The organism is Paenibacillus sp. XY044 (assembly GCF_002257645.1).
GTDB lineage: Bacteria > Bacillota > Bacilli > Paenibacillales > Paenibacillaceae > Paenibacillus_AQ.
In genome coordinates this window covers 128,375-151,819 of record NZ_NQMO01000010.1, presented here as the reverse complement: position 1 = coordinate 151,819, position 23,445 = coordinate 128,375, and the positions used below count along the sequence as shown (strand labels likewise).

At 55.6% G+C, this 23,445-nt stretch carries 26 protein-coding genes; 10 read left to right on the top strand and 16 right to left on the bottom strand.

The genetic code is table 11. The features are described 5' to 3' along the window. Positions 1-4 precede the first annotated feature (4 nt). Both CJP46_RS30250 and CJP46_RS30245 read right to left on the bottom strand, forming a co-directional pair. Positions 5-964, bottom strand: a complete 960-nt coding sequence (locus tag CJP46_RS30250; RefSeq protein ID WP_094599350.1) for an ABC transporter permease — start codon at positions 962-964, stop codon at positions 5-7. A 14-nt stretch (positions 965-978) separates the two neighbouring features. After that, positions 979-1,743, bottom strand: a complete 765-nt coding sequence (locus tag CJP46_RS30245; RefSeq protein ID WP_094599349.1) for an alpha/beta hydrolase — start codon at positions 1,741-1,743, stop codon at positions 979-981. A 552-nt stretch (positions 1,744-2,295) separates the two neighbouring features. Between CJP46_RS30245 and CJP46_RS30240 the strand changes: the two genes are divergently transcribed. Then, complete coding sequence (locus CJP46_RS30240; RefSeq protein ID WP_094599348.1) at positions 2,296-3,201, top strand: serine hydrolase domain-containing protein; 906 nt, start codon at positions 2,296-2,298, stop codon at positions 3,199-3,201. Positions 3,202-3,327: 126 nt separating this feature from the next. Here CJP46_RS30240 and fucU read toward each other — a convergent pair whose 3' ends face one another. Then, complete coding sequence (gene fucU, locus CJP46_RS30235; RefSeq protein ID WP_094599347.1) at positions 3,328-3,756, bottom strand: L-fucose mutarotase; 429 nt, start codon at positions 3,754-3,756, stop codon at positions 3,328-3,330. Positions 3,757-3,927: 171 nt separating this feature from the next. On the opposite strand from fucU, the gene CJP46_RS30230 reads away from it, so the two are divergent. Continuing rightward, entirely contained in the window at positions 3,928-5,133 is a 1,206-nt protein-coding gene (locus CJP46_RS30230; protein WP_094599346.1) for an SLC45 family MFS transporter, read from the top strand. A 152-nt stretch (positions 5,134-5,285) separates the two neighbouring features. On the opposite strand, the gene CJP46_RS30225 is transcribed toward CJP46_RS30230, so the two are convergent. The 4 genes from CJP46_RS30225 to CJP46_RS30210 all read right to left on the bottom strand — a co-directional run bounded on the left by CJP46_RS30225 (position 5,286) and on the right by CJP46_RS30210 (position 8,962). Then, positions 5,286-6,155 (bottom strand): endonuclease/exonuclease/phosphatase family protein, encoded by an 870-nt coding sequence (locus CJP46_RS30225; protein WP_094599345.1) that lies wholly within the window; start codon positions 6,153-6,155, stop codon positions 5,286-5,288. A gap of 257 nt (positions 6,156-6,412) precedes the next feature. Beyond that, positions 6,413-7,036, bottom strand: coding sequence for an XTP/dITP diphosphatase (locus tag CJP46_RS30220; protein ID WP_094599344.1), 624 nt, complete (start codon positions 7,034-7,036; stop codon positions 6,413-6,415). A gap of 3 nt (positions 7,037-7,039) precedes the next feature. Then, on the bottom strand, positions 7,040-7,801 hold the full coding sequence (gene rph, locus CJP46_RS30215; protein WP_094599343.1) for a ribonuclease PH: 762 nt from the start codon (positions 7,799-7,801) through the stop codon (positions 7,040-7,042). An 84-nt stretch (positions 7,802-7,885) separates the two neighbouring features. Then, positions 7,886-8,962, bottom strand: coding sequence for a GerMN domain-containing protein (locus tag CJP46_RS30210; RefSeq protein WP_094599342.1), 1,077 nt, complete (start codon positions 8,960-8,962; stop codon positions 7,886-7,888). 225 nt (positions 8,963-9,187) lie between these two features. On the opposite strand from CJP46_RS30210, the gene CJP46_RS30205 reads away from it, so the two are divergent. Then, the gene (locus CJP46_RS30205) at positions 9,188-9,766 is read left to right on the top strand and encodes a phosphatidylglycerophosphatase A family protein (protein WP_094599341.1); all 579 of its coding nucleotides are present in this window, start codon (positions 9,188-9,190) and stop codon (positions 9,764-9,766) included. Between the two features lie 157 nt (positions 9,767-9,923). On the opposite strand, the gene CJP46_RS30200 is transcribed toward CJP46_RS30205, so the two are convergent. The 3 genes from CJP46_RS30200 to CJP46_RS30190 all read right to left on the bottom strand — a co-directional run bounded on the left by CJP46_RS30200 (position 9,924) and on the right by CJP46_RS30190 (position 12,389). Further along, positions 9,924-10,910 carry an MBL fold metallo-hydrolase gene (locus tag CJP46_RS30200; protein ID WP_256992601.1) on the bottom strand — a complete coding sequence of 329 codons (987 nt, stop codon included), beginning with the start codon at positions 10,908-10,910 and terminating at the stop codon, positions 9,924-9,926. Between the two features lie 23 nt (positions 10,911-10,933). Continuing rightward, complete coding sequence (locus tag CJP46_RS30195) at positions 10,934-11,689, bottom strand: class I SAM-dependent methyltransferase (RefSeq protein WP_094599340.1); 756 nt, start codon at positions 11,687-11,689, stop codon at positions 10,934-10,936. A gap of 163 nt (positions 11,690-11,852) precedes the next feature. After that, positions 11,853-12,389: a GNAT family N-acetyltransferase gene (locus tag CJP46_RS30190; protein ID WP_094599437.1), complete on the bottom strand. Its 537-nt coding sequence runs from the start codon at positions 12,387-12,389 to the stop codon at positions 11,853-11,855. A 242-nt stretch (positions 12,390-12,631) separates the two neighbouring features. Here CJP46_RS30190 and CJP46_RS36720 point away from each other — a divergent pair, with 242 nt between their 5' ends. After that, complete coding sequence (locus tag CJP46_RS36720; RefSeq protein ID WP_179281391.1) at positions 12,632-12,835, top strand: hypothetical protein; 204 nt, start codon at positions 12,632-12,634, stop codon at positions 12,833-12,835. A 164-nt stretch (positions 12,836-12,999) separates the two neighbouring features. On the opposite strand, the gene CJP46_RS30180 is transcribed toward CJP46_RS36720, so the two are convergent. The 3 genes from CJP46_RS30180 to gpmA form a co-directional block, all read right to left on the bottom strand. Next, positions 13,000-13,929, bottom strand: a complete 930-nt coding sequence (locus CJP46_RS30180) for a manganese-dependent inorganic pyrophosphatase (RefSeq protein ID WP_094599339.1) — start codon at positions 13,927-13,929, stop codon at positions 13,000-13,002. A gap of 127 nt (positions 13,930-14,056) precedes the next feature. Next, entirely contained in the window at positions 14,057-14,407 is a 351-nt protein-coding gene (locus CJP46_RS30175; RefSeq protein WP_094599338.1) for a DUF1904 family protein, read from the bottom strand. Positions 14,408-14,566: 159 nt separating this feature from the next. Then, positions 14,567-15,316, bottom strand: a complete 750-nt coding sequence (gpmA, locus tag CJP46_RS30170) for a 2,3-diphosphoglycerate-dependent phosphoglycerate mutase (protein ID WP_094599337.1) — start codon at positions 15,314-15,316, stop codon at positions 14,567-14,569. Positions 15,317-15,597: 281 nt separating this feature from the next. Here gpmA and CJP46_RS30165 point away from each other — a divergent pair, with 281 nt between their 5' ends. Continuing rightward, complete coding sequence (locus CJP46_RS30165) at positions 15,598-16,059, top strand: DinB family protein (protein WP_094599336.1); 462 nt, start codon at positions 15,598-15,600, stop codon at positions 16,057-16,059. 129 nt (positions 16,060-16,188) lie between these two features. Here CJP46_RS30165 and CJP46_RS30160 read toward each other — a convergent pair whose 3' ends face one another. Next, the gene (locus CJP46_RS30160; RefSeq protein WP_094599335.1) at positions 16,189-16,857 is read right to left on the bottom strand and encodes a DUF899 domain-containing protein; all 669 of its coding nucleotides are present in this window, start codon (positions 16,855-16,857) and stop codon (positions 16,189-16,191) included. 166 nt (positions 16,858-17,023) lie between these two features. On the opposite strand from CJP46_RS30160, the gene CJP46_RS30155 reads away from it, so the two are divergent. Beyond that, positions 17,024-17,248 (top strand): DUF6199 family natural product biosynthesis protein, encoded by a 225-nt coding sequence (locus CJP46_RS30155; protein ID WP_094599334.1) that lies wholly within the window; start codon positions 17,024-17,026, stop codon positions 17,246-17,248. Here CJP46_RS30155 and CJP46_RS30150 read toward each other — a convergent pair. Continuing rightward, the gene (locus CJP46_RS30150) at positions 17,243-18,238 is read right to left on the bottom strand and encodes a GNAT family N-acetyltransferase (protein ID WP_094599333.1); all 996 of its coding nucleotides are present in this window, start codon (positions 18,236-18,238) and stop codon (positions 17,243-17,245) included. The genes CJP46_RS30155 and CJP46_RS30150 overlap by 6 nt on opposite strands. Before the next feature lie 135 nt (positions 18,239-18,373). Between CJP46_RS30150 and CJP46_RS30145 the strand changes: the two genes are divergently transcribed. After that, positions 18,374-18,577, top strand: coding sequence for a DUF6199 family natural product biosynthesis protein (locus CJP46_RS30145; protein ID WP_094599332.1), 204 nt, complete (start codon positions 18,374-18,376; stop codon positions 18,575-18,577). A gap of 136 nt (positions 18,578-18,713) precedes the next feature. On the opposite strand, the gene CJP46_RS30140 is transcribed toward CJP46_RS30145, so the two are convergent. Further along, positions 18,714-18,938, bottom strand: coding sequence for a helix-turn-helix domain-containing protein (locus tag CJP46_RS30140; RefSeq protein WP_036649309.1), 225 nt, complete (start codon positions 18,936-18,938; stop codon positions 18,714-18,716). A gap of 265 nt (positions 18,939-19,203) precedes the next feature. On the opposite strand from CJP46_RS30140, the gene efeO reads away from it, so the two are divergent. The 3 genes from efeO to CJP46_RS30125 are packed head-to-tail and all read left to right on the top strand — an operon-like array spanning position 19,204 to position 23,271. After that, the gene (efeO, locus tag CJP46_RS30135) at positions 19,204-20,106 is read left to right on the top strand and encodes an iron uptake system protein EfeO (RefSeq protein WP_094599331.1); all 903 of its coding nucleotides are present in this window, start codon (positions 19,204-19,206) and stop codon (positions 20,104-20,106) included. A gap of 3 nt (positions 20,107-20,109) precedes the next feature. After that, a complete protein-coding gene (efeB, locus tag CJP46_RS30130; protein WP_094599330.1) occupies positions 20,110-21,405 on the top strand; it encodes an iron uptake transporter deferrochelatase/peroxidase subunit in 1,296 nt (431 codons plus the stop codon). 48 nt (positions 21,406-21,453) lie between these two features. Further along, complete coding sequence (locus CJP46_RS30125; RefSeq protein ID WP_094599329.1) at positions 21,454-23,271, top strand: FTR1 family iron permease; 1,818 nt, start codon at positions 21,454-21,456, stop codon at positions 23,269-23,271. Positions 23,272-23,445 lie beyond the last annotated feature (174 nt).

The window sequence follows — 23,445 nt, the reverse complement described above, 5'->3', positions numbered from 1 at the left end:
TTTCCTATCGGAACAATCCGTCTCCGCCCATTAGTTTGGCCACGCGGTCCGCAGCAAGCAGCAGAACCATGTTCACGAGCGAACGGAACAAGCTGACCGCCGTCGAGAACGAGAAGTCCGTCGAAGACTGGAACGTGATCCGGTAAATGTACACGTCGAGCACTTGGGACACGTTCTGCGTCGCCGCATTCGCCAAGTTGAAGATCTGGTCGAAGCCGGCGGACATCAGGCCGCCCACGTTCAGAATGAACATGACAGTGACCGTCGGCAGAATGTTCGGCAGCGTAATTTTGAAAATTTGCTGCATCCGCGAAGCGCCGTCGATCTGCGCCGATTCGTATTGGTCCTGGTCGATCCCCGAGATGGCCGCCAGGAAGATGATGGCCCCCCATCCGGTAGATTTCCAGATGTCCGTCAAAATCAGCATCGGCAGGAACATGGGCTCGGAGCCGAGGAAGTTGATCGTCGGAAGTCCTAGAAGCTGCAGCGCACTGTTCAGCAGGCCGTCATAGGAAAGGACGTTGATCACGATCCCCGAGACAATGATCCACGACAGGAACTGCGGAAACGTAAATATCGTCTGGAACAGCTTCTTCGTCTTCCGCATGCGGAGCTCGTTCAGCAAGAGCGCCAGCAGAATCGGGAACGGGAAGGTGATGATCAGCTTGATGATGTTGATGTACAGTGTTCTCCACACCGCTTGGGCAAACGTCGGGTCGCGGAATACATACTTGAAGTTCTCCAGGCCGACCCACGGGCTGCCCCAAATCCCCATGTTGGCTTTGTAATGCTTAAACGCGAGCGACAAGCCGCCCATCGGCAGATAAGCAAACAGGATCAGCCAGATCAAGCCGGGAATAAGCAGCGTATACGTCATCCGGTGCTTCCAAATTTCGGTAAACAGGTTACCGTTTTTGGTACGCCCCTTTGCATTTTTGTTCGGCCCTAAGGCTGCGGGTTTCAATTGGCATCTCCTCACTATTCTTGGGTCTTGTCGTCATACAGAAAATCAAAAGCGGTCTTCAAATGCTCTTCCCAAAAGAGCCAGTCATGCGTTCCCGGCCCTTCAACGTACCGGAAATCGAACGGGCTGAGCTCCATTCGGCCGGCAAACTGCCGGTTCATCGCCACGAAAGGATCTTCCGAGCCACAGCAGCACAGCACCGGCGGCAGCCGCCTGCCCTCTTCGATCAATTTCGCGGACAGCGCATACAAATCCTGATCCAGCTTCACCTCAAGCTCCGGTCCGAACACGGCCTGCATCTCCCTGCGCATCCCTTCCGGCATCGCCGGATCGGCCAGACGCTGGCGGATGTCGGTCACACCCGAGAAAGATACCGCTTTGGCGTACCGCTCCGGGTAGGTAAGCGCGCATTTGAGCGCACCGTATCCGCCCATCGACAATCCCGCCACGAACGTGTTTTCGGGATCGGTATTCAAATGCAGCAAGCGCCTGCACAGCTCGGGGAGCTCCTCCGTGATGTAGCGAAAATAGTCCAGCCCGTAAACCATGTCTGTATAAAAGCTTCGTCCTACTTCCGGCATGATGACCGTACAGCCGTACCTTGCCGCGAACATTTCCACGGTCGTCAGACGGTGCCAGGTGCTGGCGTTGTCGCCCGCCCCATGCAGGAGGTACAGCGTGCTCGAAGTAGGGACACCGGTATCGACCGGGGAGATTACATGGATGCTGGTCGTCATCCGCAGCGTTGGCGAGCCGGTATCGATCGTTAAATGCGCCATATGTAACCCCTTTCATTTCAGTTCGACTGCTCTATCGTGTTGTCCGCCTTAGTCAGCGGCAGCAACCCTTACGGGAAGGCTGCCCGGCTGAGCCGATAACGGACAGTTTCGGCCCGTAATTGGTCCTTCTGTTCGCCGATCGCGTTGCTCCGGAGCAAGTTCCGATTCCAGCCTCATCAGGCCGTTGCCGGTGGATGCTCCAGGAGCGCCAAAAGCGATGAAAGCGATTTTTTCGAATCGTTTCGATTAACATCATAATCCCGTTGTCTAAACCTGTCAACAACCATTTTCACAAAGGCCTAATGAACTGTATTTTTGTGCAAATCCTTGGTCTTGCTCACTTTAATGCGGCAAAACCCATGATAAAAGAGACTTGGTAACCGCTTACAAATTAGAGTTGACAAGAGGAACCGATCTGTAATAATCTCAAGAATAAACAATCATTGTGGAAACGTTTCTATGGATATCGTTGTATTTCTCGCGGCCGGACCGGAACAGCATCTGCAGTAACCCGTTTCGGCCATTGAAATCAAGCGGAAGGAAGGCTTAACGATGACATTTCAAATCGCCGGTTTTGTCGACAACATCGGCAGCAAGAAACTGAACGTATTATCCGTTCGGGTGCTGCAAAAAGCGCAGCGGCTGGGGCAATGGGACCGGGAAGGCGATGCCCGCAGGCTCCAGCATTCGGTCAGCAAGTCCTTTACCTGCATGGCGGTCGGACTTGCCGTTGCCGAAGGAAAGTTGACGCTGGATGCACGGTTAAACGATTTTTTTCCGGCTTACGGGAAAACGGTGGCGGGATCGCCTTATCCTCCGGGAGAGCTGACCCTTAGTCATCTGCTCCGGATGGCCTCGGGCCACGATTCCCCACCGCTCTGGGCGGAAGAGCGGGAGACGCTGCAGGAGAAGGATTGGGCGAAATACTACATGTCCCTGCCCTTGGATAGGATGCCCGGGGAGATCTTCACTTACAGCAGCGGCGACACGTTTATGATCTCGGCCATGGTTCAGGCCGCGGCCCTAGAAACGGTTCGCGATTATTTGGTACCGCGGCTGTTCGAGCCGCTCGGGATCCGGGATGTCCGGTGGGACACGTCGCCGCTTGGCGTCACGCTCGGCTGCACCGGGCTGTGGATCAGCTGCGAAGAACTGAGCCGGTTCGGTCAGCTGCTGCTGCAGAAGGGCCGGTGGCAGGGTGTTCAGCTGATCCCGGAGGCATGGATTGGCGAGGTTACCCGCAAGCAAATCGATACGCCGGGAACGGCGGATTGGGGCGCCGGTTACGGCGGCCAATTTTGGATGTGCACGCACGGGGCTTACCGCGCCGACGGCATGCATGGGCAGTTCTGCGTCGTCATCCCCGACAAGGAGGCTGTGATCGCCATCAACAGCCACGAAGATGATATGCAGGGCATTCTCGATGCCGTTTGGGCGGATATTTTGCCCCAGCTCTAAGCATATTTACACACGCGTCGATATGTCAGGAAATACAACAAAACGGTGCGTCCTCTTTGACGAGGACCGCACCGTTTTTGCTTGCTTGGGGATATGGAAGCTGGATCTTTCGTATGTATCATGCCATCAAGAAATAACCCCTTTTGACAAAATCAAGTTACCGTAAAGCGCACTTTCTCCGGTCGCCACGACCGCATAGGCTTTCTTCGCGCGTTCGTAAAATTCGAAACGTTCCAATTCGGTGAACTTGATGTCTTCCCCTTCCGTCTCATGAACGATCTTGCGGTATACTTCCCACACCGGCGTTTCCACCGGATCTCCCGGCACCACCTGCATCAGCATGACGGGGTACTCTACGTACCTGTTCAGGGGCAGCAGCTCAAGCGCAGCCTGGAGCAGTTCGGGAATGCCGTGACCGTCCGCCCTGACCAGCCGCTTAGCCAGACTGGCGGAAGGAAAGTTCCCGTCGGCGAAGACGATCTCGTCCCCGTGCCCCATTTCGCTTAATATTTTCAACAACTCAGGAGACAGCAATGCGGAAATTCCTTTCAACATGTCAAAACCTCCTATTATGTTCCCACTTGGGGTGTCCTGAAACATAATACGACACGCGGCAGGAATATCCTTCCTGAAATAAATTTTACAATTGCATGAAGCTCCTGAATACACCCCTGATGTATAATAGTGGAAAATAACCCCTAACATGAAACGGAGGATTTGTCGTCCATGAAAAAGACCTGGCTGCTCGGCTTCGGATTTTTCAGCATCAGCATCACCTGGGCGCTGTACAACGCGTTTGTTCCGTTTTTCCTCGATCCGTACCTGAAGAGCGCCGCGTGGATCGGCTTCATGATGACCATCGACAACTATTTCGCCCTCTTCCTGCAGCCATGGATCGGCAACCGAAGCGACCGGACCGTCTCCCGTTTCGGCAAGCGGATGCCATATCTGCTCATCGGGATGCCGATCGCTGCTCTGTTCGTCGTCCTGATCCCCTTTCACACCAGCCTGCTTACGCTGGTCCTGTTCATGATGCTGATGAACCTGGCGATGAGCATCTACCGCTCGCCGACGATCGCGCTCATGCCGGACATTACGCCGGAAGGGAAGCGGACCAAAGCCAACGGCGTCATCAATTTCATGGGCGGCGTAGGCGGCATTCTCGCGTTTGCCGGCGGATCGCTGCTGTACAACCAGAACCGTTCCTTCCCGTTTATCGCCGCGGCGGTCATCACCCTGCTGTCGCTGTGGATTCTGTACCGGTTCGTCCCTGTTCGGGGAAGGGGTCACGCGCCTTCCTCCGCGCCGAAGGAAGGTGGCCGGATCAAGCTGCGCGGCGAGCTTGACCGGACGACGGTGCTGCTGCTAATCGCCATTTTCTTCTGGTTCGTCGGGTATCAGGGCGTCGAATCGTTGTTTACGCTCTACGGCAAGCACCAGTTGGGGCTGCAGGAGAGCGCCGCTTCCTTCTCGCTGACCTTCTTTTCGCTCTTCTTCGTTCTGTTTGCCATACCGAGCGGCTGGCTAGGCAACCGGTACGGAAAGAAACGCATTATTCTGACGGGCGTCGCTGGCCTGTTTCTCGTATTCGCGGCCGTTCCTTTTATCGGGACCGTGGGACCCCTCCGCGTGCTGCTGGCCATTGGCGGCATTTTCTGGGCGTGCATCAATATCAATTCCTATCCGTTTGTCGTATCGACCGGGACCGAAGCCAGCATCGGGACCCGAACCGGACTGTATTACCTCGTATCTTCTCTGGCGGCGATTACCTCGCCGCCGCTGCTTGGACTAATCATCGACCAGTTCGGTTATGCCTCCTTGTTTGTCGTCGCTTCCGCCAGCCTGCTGATCGCCCTCTTGTTCCTGGCGATGGTTCGCCATGACGGCAAAACAGCCGGAGCGGGGCCCAAGTCGGCGACGCTAAACGGATAGATAGACAAGCGCAACAATACAAGAAACATCCGCGGCTGACAAAGCCCGTCGGATGTTTTTTGCTGAATGCTGCCCGGAAATCATGTCATGGCCCGGATGATGAATGCTGATGCCTCCGAATTGCTAGTACTTTTGCGTATTGACAATGCCTGCTACACCAGCAGGTCGGCAACCACCGGAAAATGGTCGGAAGGCATTTTGCCCTGGCGGTGATCGGTGATTACGCCAAAATTTCGCACCTGTACCCCGCCAGTCACGAAAATAAAATCGATGGCGCTCTCGAACTCGAGGCCATGCTTTTCGCCCGAGTTCAAATACGCAGGAAACAGCCGCGCGGCCGTCTCCCGGGAGTCAAATCCCTGGAAGGTGAATGCCGGACCGAAATGCCGGTAATCCGCGCTGACCGCCGCATCGCGCAACAGAGCCCCGCCTTCATCTTCGCCGCAGAGGACGCGGTAGGCTTTCGAATCGCTGGTGACGTTGAAGTCCCCGGTCAGCACCGCGGCGCCGCTCTGCACGATGCTCCGAATGCGGCTTTTGATCAAATGCGCGCTCTGCTTGACCGCTTCCACGCCGACATGGTCGAAGTGGGTGTTCAGATGGGTAAATTCTTCTCCGGTATATGTATCCTTGAACCGGCACCAGGTCACCATCCGGGTGCAGGCTGCGTCCCAGCCCAATTGGCCTGGCTTCTCCGGCTCTTCGGACAGCCAGAAGTGTCCATGCTCCAGCGGCTCCAGCCGTTTTTTCAGGTAGAAAATGCAGGCGTATTCGCCGTCCTGCTTCCCGTCCTCCCGTCCGGCCCCGATCCAGCCGTACTCGGGCAGACGCTCTTCCAGATCCGTCAGCTGGCTGTGCAGCACTTCCTGCATGCCGACCAAGTCGGCGCGGTGGAAACGGACGATCCCGGCAACCAGGTCCCGCCGGCTGTTCCAAGTATTTTCGCCTTCCCGGTCATAGTCGTTTTTGATGTTATACGACATGAACCGGAGTTCAATCTCCGGTTTTACTGTGTTGCTCATATCAGGCACCTCATTTCTCAAAGTTTTTCGCACGCCCATTCTACCATAATCCGCCGGAAAGCGTTCACAAAATTTGGCGAAGGCACGAAAAACCCCTTCAGGCGGGGTTTATGCTTGGATGCTGACCGGGCTGTTTTCGTGAAACCCAAACAAAAGGACCCGCACCGGAACGCAATGCCCAAAACTGGACACGGCGAAAAAGGCTGCCCCCTTGGATTCGGTAGATCCAAAGGAACAGCCTTCGTCAGCAGCTTACTCTATGGGGTCAGTTTGGCCATCAGGCCGCGGAGCGCTGCTCCCCGGTGGCTGATCGCCTGCTTCTCCTCCATCGACAGCTCGGCCATCGTTTTCCCGTAATCGGGAAGATAGAAGAGAGGGTCGTATCCGAATCCGCCCGAACCGGCGCGGTCGGCGGTGATCCAGCCCTGAACCGAGCCGGAAGCCTCGGTGAAGCCGCCCGTTGACGGATCGTACAGCACCAGCGTGCAGACAAAGCTCGCCGGGCTGAGCAGCGAATCCTGTACGTCCGCCCCCATCTTTTTGTCTTCCAGCATTTGCAGCAGCTTCTCGTTGTTCTGCTCATCCGTAGCATGCTCGCCCGCAAACCTGGCGGAATATACGCCCGGACGGCCTTCCAGCTCGTCAACGCATAAGCCGGAATCGTCGGCCAGCACCGGAAGTCCGAGGGCATCGCCTACGGTTTTGGCTTTCTTCAGCGCGTTCTCCGCAAACGTGCTCCCGTCCTCCACCACATCCGGGAGTGCGGGATAATCGAACATGCTTTTCACCTGTTTGCCCAGCGGGGCAAAGGCATGCTCAAACTCCTTGACCTTCCCTTTGTTCTTCGTTGCCACAATAATCGTATCGCCCGCCGGAATCATATCCTAGACCTCTTTTCCGGCTTGTCCCGAGCCGATCATCAGCGCGATCGGGCCGAGGGCTTCTTTCTGCTTGGCGATCAGCTTGCGGATGCCCTGCTCCCCAAGCTTCAAAAGCTCATCGAGCTCCTGCCGGGTGAACGGGCTTTCCTCGCCTGTCCCCTGCAGCTCGACAAACGCGCCGCTGCCGGTCATGACAAGGTTCATGTCCACCTTCGCCTTCGAATCTTCCTCATAATTCAGATCGAGCAGCGGCTCTTCACCGACCACCCCGACGCTGACCGAAGCCAGAAAGTCGGTGATCGGAAACACCGGCAGCCTGTGCTGCTGGGCGATTTTGTTGATCGCGATGGCCATCGCCACGAACGAGCCGGTAATCGACGTCGTGCGAGTGCCTCCGTCAGCCTGAATGACGTCGCAATCCAGCGTAAGGGTCCGCTCGCCCAGCGCTTGCAAATTCACAACGGAGCGTAGCGCTCTGCCGATCAGCCGCTGAATTTCCATCGTACGGCCGCTGAGTTTGCCGCGCGCGGCTTCCCGCTGGTTGCGGGATTGCGTAGCCCGGGGAAGCATCGAATACTCCGCCGTCACCCAGCCTTTCCCCTGTCCTTTCAAAAAAGGAGGAACCTTCTCGTCCACCGTTGCTGTGCAAAGGACCTTGGTGTCCCCCATCTCAATGAACACGGAGCCTTCCGCGTACTTGTTTACGTTCACTGTTAAATTCATCGGCCTAAGCTGATGGCTGCTGCGTCCGTTTGATCTCATCATTTCTGCCTCCTACTTCGTTCGCATCCTGTTTAAGCAACCTTTATTTTACCAAAATGGAGGGATAAAAACACCCTGAGCTCTCGCTTAAAGCGGAATTTCGTTAATATAATCGGGGCGTGTGACCGGCTGGCTGTAGTCCAGATTGTCGGTGCCGACGACTTTGGACTCCCCGTTCAGCTCGATTTTGACCTTTGGATTTCCCGCATTTTCCGCCACTGTCAGCACGACGGACTGAAGCATTTCGGTCGGTACCGCATCGCCTTCGGCAAACATGTCTTCCTTCAGGGACACCGTTACCGTGCCGTCCTTCTCCTTCTTCACGGACTGCAGCTGCGTCTCGTCCGTCATGACCTGCTCCAGGCCGTCGCTTTCCTGAGGACCGCGGATCAATTCGGCGAGTGCCGTTTGCAGTGTGTCCTGTCCCGGTTTGACGAGCCTCGTGACCGGTACATAATACTGAATGCCGGCTGGCGATGCCGCCGAGAAATATACGGTGACCGGCGACGAATTCGTTAACGTGGCGCCCTGCCCGACTTCCAGATTGATGCCCATGCTGCGGCTGAGCGGCTGATCCAGCGGGGTTCCCCCCACCGGCATTTCCGACAGCTTCTTGCCGTCAACCCACAACTGAACCTTCTGCACATCCGAATTACCGGTCAGGGTCCAGGCCACGGCTTCAAGAATTTTGCGCTCATCCGGCGCCTTGTATTTCGTGAATGCACTGTTAAACTCGACGACGGCCAGCTTGTTATCCTTGTCCACCGTGACTTTCTTGACCTCGGTTCCCGCAGGCAGGACGCCTGTGAAGCCTTCCGGGATATATTTGGCGTAGGCTCCGCCGGAGACGAGCGTTTCAACCGACAGCTGTGCCGAAGATTTACCTTTCACTTCTGGCAGACCGAGGGTGACAGGGGCTAGCATGCCGTTACCGTCCGCCAGGTAGACGGTTGTCGGGGTGCCGGTGAGCTCGGCCGTAGCCTTGGCGCCTGTGTTGCCTGTACCGTCCGACAGATTGAGCATCTGCTCCTCGACCGCCTTCGGCGGCGCATCGATATTTTCCGACGCCGAATGGGTTCCGAACATACCGCAGCCGGACAGCAAAACGGGAACGGCCAGCAATCCGGCGGCGGAAATGCCGCGAATTTTATTAAGCTTGGTCATAAGCGTGGTTCCTCCTAATCATTTTGTACAGTTTGTACTACCATGTATACGAGCCCCTTGCCGAAAAAATAACAGCCGGTCCATATTAATTTTGTTTAGATTCCGGTGTATATCCCTTGCTGCTTGAGGATGCCTCAAATTGGGCATAACTGGACAAAGGTATACTGCAAACCATACAATCGAAGTGCGTGAAGTTACATACTACTTGGATGACGGGGTGACGTAATGAGTGAAGCAAACGAGGCAAAGCAAGCAAAAATTCCATACAGCTTAAACAGTAAAAAGGTGGCCGAAGCGACGCGGGAATGGCTTCATAACCGGGGCGTGAAGGTGGAGGAAATCGCCGAACTCGTCATGCTGCTGCAAAAAAAGTATTATCCGAATCTGACGATGGAAGAATGCATCCTGAATGTGGAGAAGGTGCTCAGCAAGCGTGAGGTGCAAAATGCGGTGCTGACCGGCATTCAGCTCGATATGCTGGCCGAGGAAGGCAAGCTGCTCTCCCCGCTGCAGGACATGCTGGAAAATGACGAGGGCTTGTACGGCGTCGACGAAGTGCTGGCCTTTTCCATCGTGAACGTATACGGCAGCATCGGCTTTACGAATTACGGATATATCGACAAGCTGAAGCCGGGCGTGCTGGAGCGCCTGAATGACAAAAGCACCGGAGAAACCCATACGTTCCTGGACGATATCGTCGGCGCGGTCGCCGCGGCGGCCAGCAGCCGGATCGCGCACGGCAAGCAGGCGGAGAAGGAAACGGGAGACGAGCCCGAAGAGATCCGGCTACCCGAAGATCATTAAGACCTCTTTCATATCGAGGAGAGCTGATGCGTCAGCTCTCCTCTTGTCATGCGGAGAAAGGCTGGGCGAAGACAGTGGCTTGCCGCGCCTGATGCCAATGCTCCCGGCTGCGCCAAAAAGGGCGGCCTTCCGGCCGTCCCTCCCGCTCTTTGTTCCGCTATGTAATGGCTCTGTATCGGATCACGCCGTCGTCACCCGGCACCTTCTTCACCTGGCCGCGCCGCTCCAATTCCTGCGTATGCGCCAGCGTTTCGCACATAGCGAAGCGCATCTGGTGAATGCCGAGCTGTGTGCCGAACAAGGCGGCGCACAGCTCAAAACCGGTCGCCGTCCCTGCCTGAATCAGCTCAAGCACCCGAGCCAGCCGCTCTTCATGATGCTGAAGCAGCGCAGCAAGCCGGGCTTCCACATGCTCAAACGGATTCCGGTGACCCGGAAAGGCCCGGCTTATCCGGAAGTCCTGCAGCTTCCTCAGCCCGCTCAAAAACGAATGCAGCGGCTCGGGATCGCTTCCGGGCAGCAGGCTGACATTCGGTGAGATCTGCGGCAGAACCGCATCTCCGCACAGGATGACCCCGCTTTCCTCATGTAGCAGCGAGATGTGGCCGGGCGCATGGCCCCACGTTTCGATGGGCATCCACCGCCGCCCGCCCATCTCTAGCGCTTCCCCCTCGGTCAGCAGCACCGTTTCAGGCAGAGGCGCAACCTGCGGGAAAAAGCTCTCCAAATGGGCAGGAAGCTGGCTTGTCCACGCCTCCGGCATGCCGTGCTGCCGAAACAGCCGCGGCAGTTCGTCGTTCATGGTGGACGCCTCGCCCCACATCCGCTGCATTTCCTCCTCCGCCCGCGCGGACATCCGGACAAAGCAGCCCGCCTTCTCCTGAAACCACCCCGCCAGTCCCAAATGATCGGGATGATGGTGCGTAAGCACGACCGACTCTATGTTCCCGAACGAGATGCCTAGTTCACCCATCACCTTGTTCCAAGAAGCCTCATTCTCTGCTGTCCGCGGTCCCGGATCGATCACCGTATATCCCGATGGACCCTGGAGAAGATAGCTGTTTACCCAGCGCAAGGGGTATGCCATCGCGATTTTCACCTGGACGATCTCGTCCTCGTGATGCGTGATTTCGGGTATATTCAATGCTCCGTCCTTCTTTCCGGTATTTATGCTTTCTCTTCTTGCGGACGTTGTCCCACAAAAATCATCCGCTGTGAGCGAGTCTCGTCATAATCGACTTCCTCATTATAGCCGCCGTACACTTCATCTGTCATGAGCCCGGCATCCTGCAGCATTTCCTCTAGCCGGCTGCGCGTGTACAGCTTGACCCTCTCATGATACTCCCGTGAGCCCTTGGCGCCGCTCAAATCCGCAATGGTGATGTCCTTGATCACAAAGTCCCCATCGATTCGGCGCTTCTCCACGATCCGCTGCCCATCTTCCTTACGCTCCGATTCCGGAACCAGATGGCCTCGGACATAAGGGGAGTTCATGAAATCGATAATAAACGATCCTCCGGGTCTCAGCATCCGCCGAATCTCCCGGAGCACCTTGAGCTGCTCCCCATCCTCGCGGAAATACCCGAACGATGTAAACAGATTGACGACCGCGTCAAAGCCGCCTTCCAGCGGCAGTTCCCGCATATCGGCCTGCCTCCAAGCCACCCGTTCCTCCCTATCCAGCTTCCGGGCTTCCCGCAGCAGCACGTCGGAGAGGTCGACCCCGGTGACGCGGTAGCCGGCGTCGGCCAATGCAAGGGAGTGCCTGCCCGTTCCGCAGCACAAGTCGAGCACCTTCGCTCCTTGCGGAAGGTCCAGCCAGGAGATCATCGTCTTCACCTCTCTGGCAGCGCCTTCGATATCCCGGTGCTTATAAACCAGGAGGTAGTCCTCCCCAAAGCTTTTTTCGTACCAATCCTTCATCTTCTGCGTCATCCTCCTGCGTATGTGAGTCGGTTCCATTTATCATTACATTGAAAAAGGAAGTTTTGAAACCAAAGGCAGGCAGTCTGTGCCCGCCGTCTGTAGTATAGGATTCGACACAGCCGGAGTTTGTATGAATCGGGTGGGCAAAGGACACGCCGCTTTAAGGCTCAGTCACAAATTCATGCCTCAGGATCGAATACAGCCACGAATTGGCGAAGCCTCCTTTGTTCGTGGGCATATGTTCGCGGAGGTAGCCCTCCTTTTGCATGCCAATCTTCTGCATGACCCGCTCGGAGCCGATATTTTCCGGACGGCAGGTCGCGTAGATCCGGTGCACACCGAGCTGACGGAAGCCGAATTCGAGCATGACCTTCGCGCATTCCGAAGCATAACCTTTACCCCAATGATCCGCATGGAGACAATAGCCGATTTCTCCGTTCGAGCCCGAGATGTTGATTCCGCAGCCGCCGATCAGCTCGCCGTCCGTTTTGAGGGTTACCGCCCACTCGTAATGGGTCCTGAGCTCTTTCTGCTGCGTCGCCTTCATGCCTGCGACATAATCCTTCGTTTCTTCCTCGGTATTGGGACCCCAAAGGGTATAACGGGTCACTCTGGGATCCGAAGCATACCGGTGCACGCTCTCCCAATCTTCCGTCGCAAACTCGCGAATGATCAGCCTGTTCGTTTCCAGCTCCATATTCATGACATCCTCCTTTAAAGCGAATTGAATCCAGATTAATCCATCCGCTCTCCGGTGTCGACCCCCTGCAATGAAAAAGCCCCTAACCATTTTGAGGATTGCCGCAGCCGCCATGATTTGCCGAAATATAGCGGAAAATAATGCGGAAACCGGCCCATATTGCGACAAACCTTTCACCAGACTAGTGATATAGTAAATATGCACTAATCATAGTGTTTTAAAAATTGGAGGGATTAGATATGGAACATTTGGAATTGGACATCTTGATGGCTGACGAGGAAGCAGAACAGGAAGAACAGATCGACGACATCGAAGAAGAAGATGATGCGGAAGACGAGGAAGAATCCGAATTCGTAGAAGATGCGGATGCAGATACGGATGCGGACGAAGACGAAGACGAAGAAGCAGAAGCCGAAGATGAAGAAGACGACGAAGAAGCTTAAATGGCAACACAATCCCTTCCCCCAGATACACAGAAGCTAAAAAGTAACGGACCTGTTCAGCGATGAACAGGTTTTTTGAATTTCAGCCCCAAACATAGAAAAGAACAGGCCTGCCCCCTTATTCAGGGAACCAGCCTGCTCCTGTCCATTCGTTCAATAGTTCTTTATTTGCTCAGCGTTTCGGTCAGCACCGGAACGATCTGCGATTTGCGCGAAACAACGCCTTTCAATACGGCCGTATTGTTCTCGAGCTTCACGTTATAAGCCGTTTCAACCGCAGCAGCGGATTTACCGAGGGCCAGCGCCACGGAATCGTTGTTCAGAATATCCGTGACGACGAATACGAACAGATCCAGGCCTTTCTCACTGATGATCGCGTTCAGGGCGTCTTCCAGTTCAGCCTGACGGTTCAGAACGTCGTTAGGGTCAACGGTGTTCACTTGGGCGATTTCCACTTTGCTGCCGCCCATTTGGAATTCTTTGGCGTCCAGGGAGATCAGCTCGGCAATCGTTTTGCTGCTGACATCTGCGCCGGCTTTAAGCATATCCAATCCGTACTGCTCCAGGTTGACCCCGGCGATGTCGGCGAGCTCGCGCGCAGCAGCTACGTCTTCCTCGGTGCAGGTTGGGGATTTCAGCAGGAGCGTATCGGATACGATCGCGGATACCATCAGACCGGCGATTTGCGGTGTAACTTCAACGCCCTTCTCCTTGAAAATTTTGTTCAGAATCGTTGCTGTGCAGCCTACAGGCTCTGCGCGGTAGTACAGCGGATGGCTTGTCTCGAAATTCGCGATACGGTGGTGGTCAATGACCTCGCTCACGCGCACCTGGTCGATGTCGCTCGCACTTTGCTGGCGCTCATTATGGTCAACGAGAATAACCTCGCTAGCTTCGTTAGCCACGGCTTCCACTTGGCGAGGGGCCTCGACTTTGAAATAATCCAGCGCATACTGTGTTTCGCTGTTGACGGCGCCCAAACGAACCGGCTCCGTATTTTGGCCGAGCTTGTTCTTGAGGAAAGAGTATACAATCGCCGATGTGATTGTGTCCGTGTCCGGGTTTTTGTGCCCGAAAATCAATGTTTTTGCCATGGTTTCAATTGCTCCTTTATCGTTTGGAATAAATGAAGACTTGGTTCATGCCGTAATCTACATTCGATTATAGCGGTAATTGGTCTATATTCCAATTCCTTTACAGAGATTTATTCCTGCGGCTTACTTAAAGCCTGATTTCGGGAGGCGTCTTGGCCGGTATGCGCTTCAGCGGCTGGCCCTCTTTATAATACAATGACGGATTCAGCAGAATATAGAAAATATGGGTATGCGGGCATCCGAGGTTCTCCAGAATCCGGTTAATGTTCTCGGCGATCGCATGATGCTTCTCTTCCTCGCGCGGAAACATGTAAATTTCCACGGACCGGGGGCTGTTTGTGATTTTTTCCACATGTAAAAGCTCAATTTTGACGATTTCTTCCGGAATGTTGGCGATTCCCGAAATGCATTCAATAATGGCCGGTGCGGCGGTCTCCACCACATTCTTTTCAAAGCCTGTAAATCTGACAAAAGGCAAAGCCGTTCCCTTCTTTCTCTTTCTTTCTAAAGCTGTACCCGATCTGAATGTATCGGCATTACTAACCTACCATAAAAACGGCAAAGGAGTCACCTCCCTAAGAGATCACTCCTTTATGCCAGTGGTTATCTTTGGCATCGAAGCCGATGCCTGTACGCCTTATTCCATAATTTTGGACGGATTGGCGACGACGTCGATTTTCTCCTGCACGCGCTCCGCACTTCCCAGGAAATGGCGGTTCAGCGGCTTCAGATCGTCGTCCAGCTCGTATAGTATCGGCACCGCGGTTGGGATGTTCAAATCCACGATATCCTCGTCGCTGATATTTTCAAGCACCTTCATTAAGGCTCGTAGGCTGTTCCCGTGCGCAACGACGAGCACCTTCTTGCCCGCCTTGATCTGCGGCACGATCTCCGCCTCCCAGTAAGGCAGCACGCGCGCGATCGTGTCCTTCAGGCTTTCACCCAGCGGAATCTCCTGCTTCGTCAAATTGCCATAGCGCTTATCCTTTGGAGGGTAGCGGTCGTCGTCGGCCGTAATCTGCAGCGGGGGCACGTCGAAGCTTCGGCGCCACAGCATCACCTGCTCCGCTCCGTATTTCTTTGCCGTCTCCTCTTTGTTCAGTCCCTGAAGCGCGCCGTAATGCCGTTCATTCAGCTTCCACGATTTGCGGATTGGGATCCACAGCAGGTCGTTGACGTCCAAAATATAGTTCATCGTTTTGATTGCTCGTTTTAATACGGACGTATATGCGATATCGATCTCATAGGGGACGTCCTGCAGCAGGTGCCCCGCCTTGATCGCTTCCTGGACCCCCTTGTCCGTCAGATCGACGTCCGTCCAGCCGGTGAACCGGTTCTCCCGGTTCCACTGGCTTTCCCCATGTCTGACCAGAACCACCTTGTACATGGTGCTACACTCCTTTACTGCCTTCCTGTTAACAAGCTACCGGTATAGCTTTTAACCGATAAGCATTTTTTAAACTTTTTCTTTTCGTTCCAATCATTTGGATCCCGGGCTGAAGGCGAGCTGCCATCCCTCGCAGGTTTCCCATTAGAAGCCCCTGCTCATGCCCTGAGACTATTCCGCTGATGGAAGCCCGACGATCGACGGGTTGCTTGACAGGCCCGAGGATTATACAATAACAACTGTTAGGTTTCATAATATACGGACAATGACGGAGGTACAATATGAGAACTGCTTATTTGTTCGGCCAAATCGAACGCGTGCGTACAGGCATCATCACCAAGGTATCTGCGCTTCCGGAATCCAAGCGGGATATCGTCCCCGAGGGATTCAACAACAATATCCACTGGCATCTTGGGCATCTGCTGGTCGTATCCGACATGCTCGTGCTCCAGTACAGCGGCAAGGAAGGCGTCATTCCGGCGGAATACCGCCCTTATTTCGCTTCGGGGACGAAACCGACGGATTGGCAGGGCGAGGCACCTGCGTGGGACACCCTGATCTCTCAGCTCGGCGAGCAGGTTCACGTCTTCCAGGAGCAGCTCGGCGACGACCTGAATCAGCCTGTGGCTAAAGCGGACAACTTCGCCAAAGCCGAGACGGTCGATGAACTGCTGGTCATGAACATTAACCATGAGGCATCGCATGCCGGCATGATTAACGCGATGCTGAAGAAGCTGGTCTGATCGCCGGTCAGCAGACAGCACAAGGCAGCCCTTCGCTCCGAACGGAGAAAGGGGCTGCCTTGTTTCTTGATGAACGCCCGGTTCGAAACGGACGGTTCGAGCGTGTTCGCCCCTTGTTGTCAAACCGGATTAACGGTATTCGTCATGCAATCGCCACCATATGTAAGGCTGGGATTGCGGCCATCCTTCCGGCGAATCCTCCCAGGTTTCCTGGCGGCCAAAAGGTGTCAGGTCGAGCAAATTGAAGTCCGCACGGATCCGGTCGACGCCGCGTGAAGCCGTGAAATAGGTGCGGAACACCTCATCCCCCTCACGGAGAAAGACGCTTAAGCCAAATCCGTCCCCTGCGCCCATGTCATTGTTGAATTCGTTCCCGTTCGATGAGAACCAGGGTACATTCCAGCCCATCCGGTCCTTGAACGGCTGAATCTGCAACAACGGTGCGGGGGAGACCAGAATAAAGGTCGTATCGCGGGCATTCAGGTGGGCGAGGTGACCGATGTTGTCAACAAAGGAGGAGCAGCCTGTGCAGCCTTGGCGGGCGCCCGGCGCCATCATGAAGTGGTACACCATGAGCTGGCGGCGTCCGTCGAAAAGATCAAGCAGCCGCGCTGTACCTCCCGGTCCCTCGAAGACATAGTCTTTGCCGATCCGCACCATCGGCAGCCTGCGGCGCTCTGCGGCCAGCGCGTCCAGCGCACGGGTGAGCTCCTTCTCTTTGACGAGCAGCTTTTCGCGCGCGTCCATCCATTCTTTTTCCGAAACGATTTGCGGAAGTGCTGTGTTTTTCGTATCCACGGGTATCCTCCTCCAAGTTATTAAAGGATTCGTTGATTCTGTCTATATGGTAGCATGTTTGATTTCCCGGGATTTCTTATGAATTGCGGAATCATGATGCATATTGCTTGTGACCTGGAACTTCATGCTCCATTCAGACGTTCTATATGTAAAGGAGCTGATGGATATGGACATCGTTCTGGTTATCTTGGGTCTGATCTTGATTGGGGGCGGCATCATGACCCGCCGAAACCCGGGAATGGGATGGCGGATCAATGAAAGCTGGAAGACGGAAGACGAATCGGAGCCAAGCGAATCCTATCTGGAGCTGCAGAGAGTCAGGGGCTTCCTTGCGGTCGTGCTGGGGTCCATTTTTATCGTGATCGGATTGTTTATGTTGCTGTTCTTATGACCGCCCGCTCTCGAGAGAACAGACCATTTTGAAGTTGCCCGGAACCGCCTGAAAGCCCAGCAGATCGCGGTTGATGCGAAGCATGGGAACGTTCAGCGAATCGTTGTGGGTTCTCAAATAAGGCACGCCTGCAGCGCGGGCGGTCCGAATGGCCAGAAGCTTTAGGGCCAGGCCGATCCGCCGGCCCCTATACTCCGGCAGCACACCGGTAAACTGGTGGTACATCGCCTGGGTCTGTTCGTTCTGCTGCAGGGTCACGACGCCGACATAGCGGTCCCCGTCCTTGGCGATATGCACATACTCCGGCCGCACGCCGGGCAGGTTGATGCTCCATTTCCGCCATTCCTCGAACCAGGGAAAATCCTCATTGTACCCCGGGATGTCCTGATGGGTGATCTTATACAGCTCGTGAAGTTTCCGCTCCTGATCCTCGCCTGGCTCATCCTTCAGCGTCACGAACGAGATGCCGGATTCCTCGGCGCTGCGGATACATGGCAGCAAAGCCTGGTCGGTACTAGACGACAGGTCCAGCACAGATTCAAAGGTGTGGCGTTCCGTCAGGTATCCCCGGCGCTCCGCAAACGCCAGCGAGGCTTCATCATTTTCCCTCATAAAACAGACCAGACGCGAAGCTTTAACCAGGCGGGCCCACTCGCGAACTTCCCGGGACAAAGCTCTGCCCGCCCCGAGGCCGCGCTCCTCCGGATGGACGACAAGGGTGATGTTGAGATTGCCGGGTTCGTTCCAAGGCGCACGCCAGGCGATGGCATAACCGATGACCTTTCCCAGGCCGTTCTGCGCGACCCATTTGGGGCGGTCCCAGCCCATCAACCGTCCCTCTTCATCGTAATGGAGCTGGCCCGGCGGAATGCTCTCCTCTTCATCCTGCAATTGCTTGGCGGTGACGGGTTCCGACCAGATCAGGCTCAGCAGCTCCGCGGCCGCCGGAAAGTCCTCGCTCCCAAAATGGCGAATCGTATAGTTGGACAATATGTATCCCTCCAAAAAAATGGTATTCGTATAGCTTCGCTAATTATCTCATGCTTTTACGCCGATTTCGCGATAAAGTTCGGGTATAAATGTTTCTGGCTGGTGCGTAATGATCTGCAAAGGAGATGAACATTCATGGTTATTTTCGCTGGTATTCTGTTTATCGTGATCGGCATATTAAACATCGTTAACCCTAAATTCGCATGGTACTTAAAAGAAGGCTGGAAAATAGACGGCGATTCTGAGCCGAGTGAAACCTATATTGCTCTCACTAGATTTGGTGGAATCTTTGCTCTGATTTTCGGTATTATTTTTTTCTTCTCAGGGATCTTTTTCTGATCTTTTACCCGGCCGCTTTCATGTTCTTCTCCCCCCATTTCTCATCCTTTTCTGAACAAAATAAAGAACCTCCCGCTATGCCTTCCCGTCAAGGAAGACATCCTGCAGAAGGCCAAGGTCGCAAGAGAGGCTACGATCAGATTTTTAATTCCCCAAGTTTGATCAGCTCGACAACGGCCTGAGAACGGCCTTTGACGTTTAACTTTTGCATCACATTGGAAATATGGTTCCGGACCGTCTTCTCGCTGATAAATAACTGACCGGCGATATCGCGTGTGGTTTTGTCCTGAACGAGCAGTTCAAATACTTCGCGCTCACGATGAGTCAACAAAAATTTGCTCTTATGATCGTTCCCCTTCAATGGTGTCACCCCTCCTTGCTCGGGTTTGTATGGTATAACAAGGTAAAGGGATACAGTCAACTCATATTATGTAAGGCACCGGGCATTGGTGTCGTTACGCGTAAAAATTAGGCATTCGCCTTGAAAAGGCTTACATCCTGTAGTTCCTGCACTTAAAAATGGCAGTTGACACTTGGTCGGTAACTCATTATGATGTTGCTATCAATGAAATTGAGAATCATTATCAAAGTGTTCAACCCATCCACATTAAAGGAGCTGCTTTGACTTGAAGCTACATACGATCGTTCCCGCTGGTTTAATCCTCTCCTCCCTGCTCTTCGCAGGCTGCTCGGAGAAAGAAAGCGCGGATCCCGCCGCCAGCGAGGCGCAGACTGAGACGGCAACCGCCAATACCGACACATCGGCGCAAACCGCCGGAACCGATACAGCGGCAGCGCAGACGGCCGATTTCAGCGCTGCCGTGGAGTCCTATCGCACCTTCGCTGTGGAGCAGTGCGATGAATTCGTGAAGCAAACGGAAAAATTCACCGAAGCGGTGAAAGCCGGCAAGCTGGAGGAAGCAAAGGCCTTGTATGCCCCGGCCCGTTCCTATTACGAGCGGATTGAGCCGATTGCGGAGGCGCTTGGCAATCTGGATCCCGATATTGATGCCCGCGTGAACGATGTGGACGCCGCCGATTGGCGCGGATTCCACCGGATCGAGAAGGGACTGTGGGAGGATAAGACGACCAAGGGCCAAGAAGCCTTTGCCGACCGGCTCCTGCAGGATGCGCAGCTGCTTCGTGCCAAGGTGGAGACCGTCGATATTGACGCCAGCCAGATGGTAACCGGAGCGGTTGAGCTGCTGAACGAAGTGTCCTCCTCCAAGGTAACCGGCGAGGAAGAGCTGTACTCCCACACGGACTTGTTCGATTTTGCGGCCAATGTGGAAGGCGCCGCCAAGATTTATGAAATCCTGAAGCCGGATCTGGCCAAGAAGGACCCGGACCTTGAAAAGCAGATCGGGGAGCGGTTCGATGCGCTGAAGCAGGAACTGGACGCCTATAAGAAAGGCGACGGTTATGTCAGCTACACCGAGCTGAAAGAGGACGAAATCCGCAAGCTCAGCCAAAACTTGGATGCTCTGGCCGAACCGTTGTCAAATATGGGCACCCTGCTTGGAGTGTAAAGCATGTCAAACCGTGAACGTGAGGAAACCAAAGATTCATCGATTTTGAAAAAGCCGCTCTCCCGCCGCGATTTATTGCGCCTGGCGGGCACCGGCGGCCTGGGACTGGTGATCGGTGGCGCCGCCATCGGCAGCCTCTTCGCCGCGAAAGAGCGGAAAACCGCGGCAGCCATTGCCGGCCAGCCCGACACCGAGGACCGTATCCCGTTTTACGGGAAGCATCAGGGCGGGATCATCACCCCTTCGCAAAACTTTATATACTTCGCCGCTTTCGACGTGACCACGACCGATGCGAAGGAGCTGAAGAAGCTGTTTCAGGCCTGGACCGCAGCGGCCGCGGACATGACCGAAGGCTCCATGCTCGGGGAAGAAAGCGCCAATCACAACCTGCCGCCGGTGGATACCGGAGAATCGGCAGGTCTTTCGCCTTCCCGGCTGACCCTGACGTTCGGCGCGGGTCCTTCCCTGTTCGATTCTCGCTTCGGGCTCGCCTCGAAGCGGCCGGCGAATTTCAGCGACCTCCCGGCCTTTAACGGGGATCAGCTGGACTCCCGCTGGTGCGGCGGCGACCTGGCCGTCCAAGCCTGCGCGGACGACCTGCAGGTGGCGTTCCACGCCATCCGCAACTTGGCGCGCATTGCCCGGGGCACGGCCGTGCTCCGCTGGACCCAGGAGGGCTTCCAGCGCACCGGCAGCGCCGATCCCGCGCGCGGAACCCCGCGGAATCTGCTCGGCTTCAAGGACGGCACGGCCAATCCGGATACGGCAAGCAGCGAGCAGATGAACCGGGTTGTCTGGGCTCCGTCCGCAGGCGGTGCGGCCTGGATGGCCGGCGGCAGCTACATGGCCGTGCGCCGGATCCGGATGCGCATCGAGGTGTGGGACCGGTCCTCCCTGAAGGATCAGGAGGAGACGTTCGGACGGTACCGGGCCAGCGGCGCACCGCTCGGCGGACAGCACGAGTTCGACAAAGTCGATCTGTCCGCCAAGGGGCCGGACGGATCGCCGGCTATTCCGGCCAATTCGCATATGGCGCTTGCCCGCGGAGACGGCTCCGTGCAGATTCTCCGCCGGTCCTATTCTTACTCGGGAGGAATGGACGCCAAGACCGGCCAGCTGGATGCCGGATTGCTCTTTATCTGCTTCCAGCGCGATCTGCAGAAGCAGTTTATTCCCCTGCAGCAGAAGCTGGCAAAGAGCGACCGGCTTAACGAATACGTTCAGCATGTCGGGAGCGCGGTGTTCGCCTGTTTCCCCGGCACCTCTTCGGGAGGTTATATCGGAGAGACGCTGCTGTAGCCTATAGACATCAAAGTCAAGCAGAATTGACATAAAGGAGACTTCACCATGCTGCGAAACAACCTTACGCCTCGTACCGGCCGATTGAACCATCGCCTGATCGGCGCCCTGCTGATCATTGGCGTGCTCCTGCTGAGCACCTTGATCCCGCGCGCCGAAGCTGAAGCGAATTCCGCCCTGGACTCCCTTCTGCCTACCGTTGGCAGCGCCCTGGTTGAAGCAGGCCAACAGGAGTGGTCCAAGGCGAGCGAGGATCTGAACCAATTCAAGCAGCTCTGGGAGCCGGTCAGAGCCAAAGATACGGATCATGCCGATTTGACCGCAGCCGTGGACGGCGCGCTTCAAGACGCGCTGACCATGCTCGCAAGCGGCGGACCGGAGGCAAAATCGGCGCTGTCCGCACTGGCCAAAGCGGTCAACGCTTACGTTACCGCAGTCGAGAGCTCAAGCGGATCGTCCGGCGCAGCTCCCAGCGGCGTGGAATCGGCCAAGAAGCTGCTGCCTCTGGCGCAGGACAGCTTGAAGGCCATGCAGACGGGAGACTGGAGCGCGGCCAAGCGCAGCTATCAGGCTATCGTGAATGTTTGGCCGACGGCAGAAACGCCGATCCGCAGCGAAAACTTCGCGGTCTACGGACAGCTTGAAACCCAGATCAGCCTCGTGCGGATCGCCCTCCAAGCCGACCCGGTTCGCGAAGAGCAGGCCGTGCAGGAGATGCAGAAGCTGATCACGCTGATGACCGGTTATACCGAAGGGAAAATCGATGCGGCAGATACGGGAAGTGACGGAAACTACCGGCTGTCCGACCTGCTGGGCATCCTCGAAACCGCCCGCCAGGACGCGCTGGCCGGCCGGAGCAGCGATGCGGCGGACCAGATGACGAAGTTCATCTCCGTCTGGCCGGCGGTCGAGGGCGAGGTGCGGATATCGGCGCCGGACCTTTATACGGATATTGAGAATAAAATGTCGGCCGTTCCCGGCTATTTGCTCTCCAGCCCGCCAAAACTGGATGAAGCCGTAAAAATCATGGACGCGATGAAGTCCTCCCTCACCCCGCATGCGGTCGATCATAAATATACCGCGTGGGACGCCGCGCTGATTCTGCTCCGGGAAGGCCTGGAGGCCATTCTCGTGTTGTCGGCGCTGCTGTCTTATTTGAAGCGAAGCGGGAATTCGCGCGGCCAGAAATGGATCTGGGGCGGAGCCGGATCAGGCCTCGTCCTCAGCCTCCTGCTCGCGGTCGTCCTCACCTTCTCCATCTCCAAAGCAGCTTCAGGAGGTGCACGCGAGCTGATCGAGGGAATTACCGGTCTGGTGGCCGTGGTCATGATGCTGACCGTCGGGCAATGGCTGCACAGCAAGTCCAACACAGCCGCCTGGAACAAATACGTGGGCAGCCAAATGGATCAGGCACTGGCCCGGGGCAGCCTGTGGTCTTTATTTGTGCTGGCGGGTCTGGCCGTTCTGCGTGAAGGCGCGGAAACGACCATCTTCTATGCCGGGATGGCCTCCTCGATTGACATGGGGCAGCTGATCCTCGGAATTGCCGGCGCCTTTGCCGTTCTGGCCGTGCTCGCTTATGCGATCATCGTGCTCAGCGCCCGCCTGCCATTGCGCGGCTTTTTCCTGGCTGCGACCGTGTTGATCTACTACCTGGTCTTCCGTTTCCTCGGCGACAGCATCCATTCGCTCCAGGTCTCGGGTCGCATTCCCTCCCACTCGGCCGGACTGCCGTCCATTTCCTGGCTGGGCATGTATCCGACCTGGGAAACGTTCATCCCTCAGATGGTCGTGCTTGCCTTTGTGCTATGGCAGCTGATCCGCGTGGAACTGCGGAATATGCTGAGTTCCAAGGCTCGCGTATAAATCTCTCATAAGAACCGGACCCTAAGGAGTCCGGTTTTTTTGCGTTTCGCTTTTACAGAAATTTAACAGTCCTGCCCCTTGTAAACGTAAGACAAATGACCTATGATTGGGGAAGGAACAAAAATTATTTTCTTAAATACTGTATTGATAATTAAAATTATTTTCATAAGAACC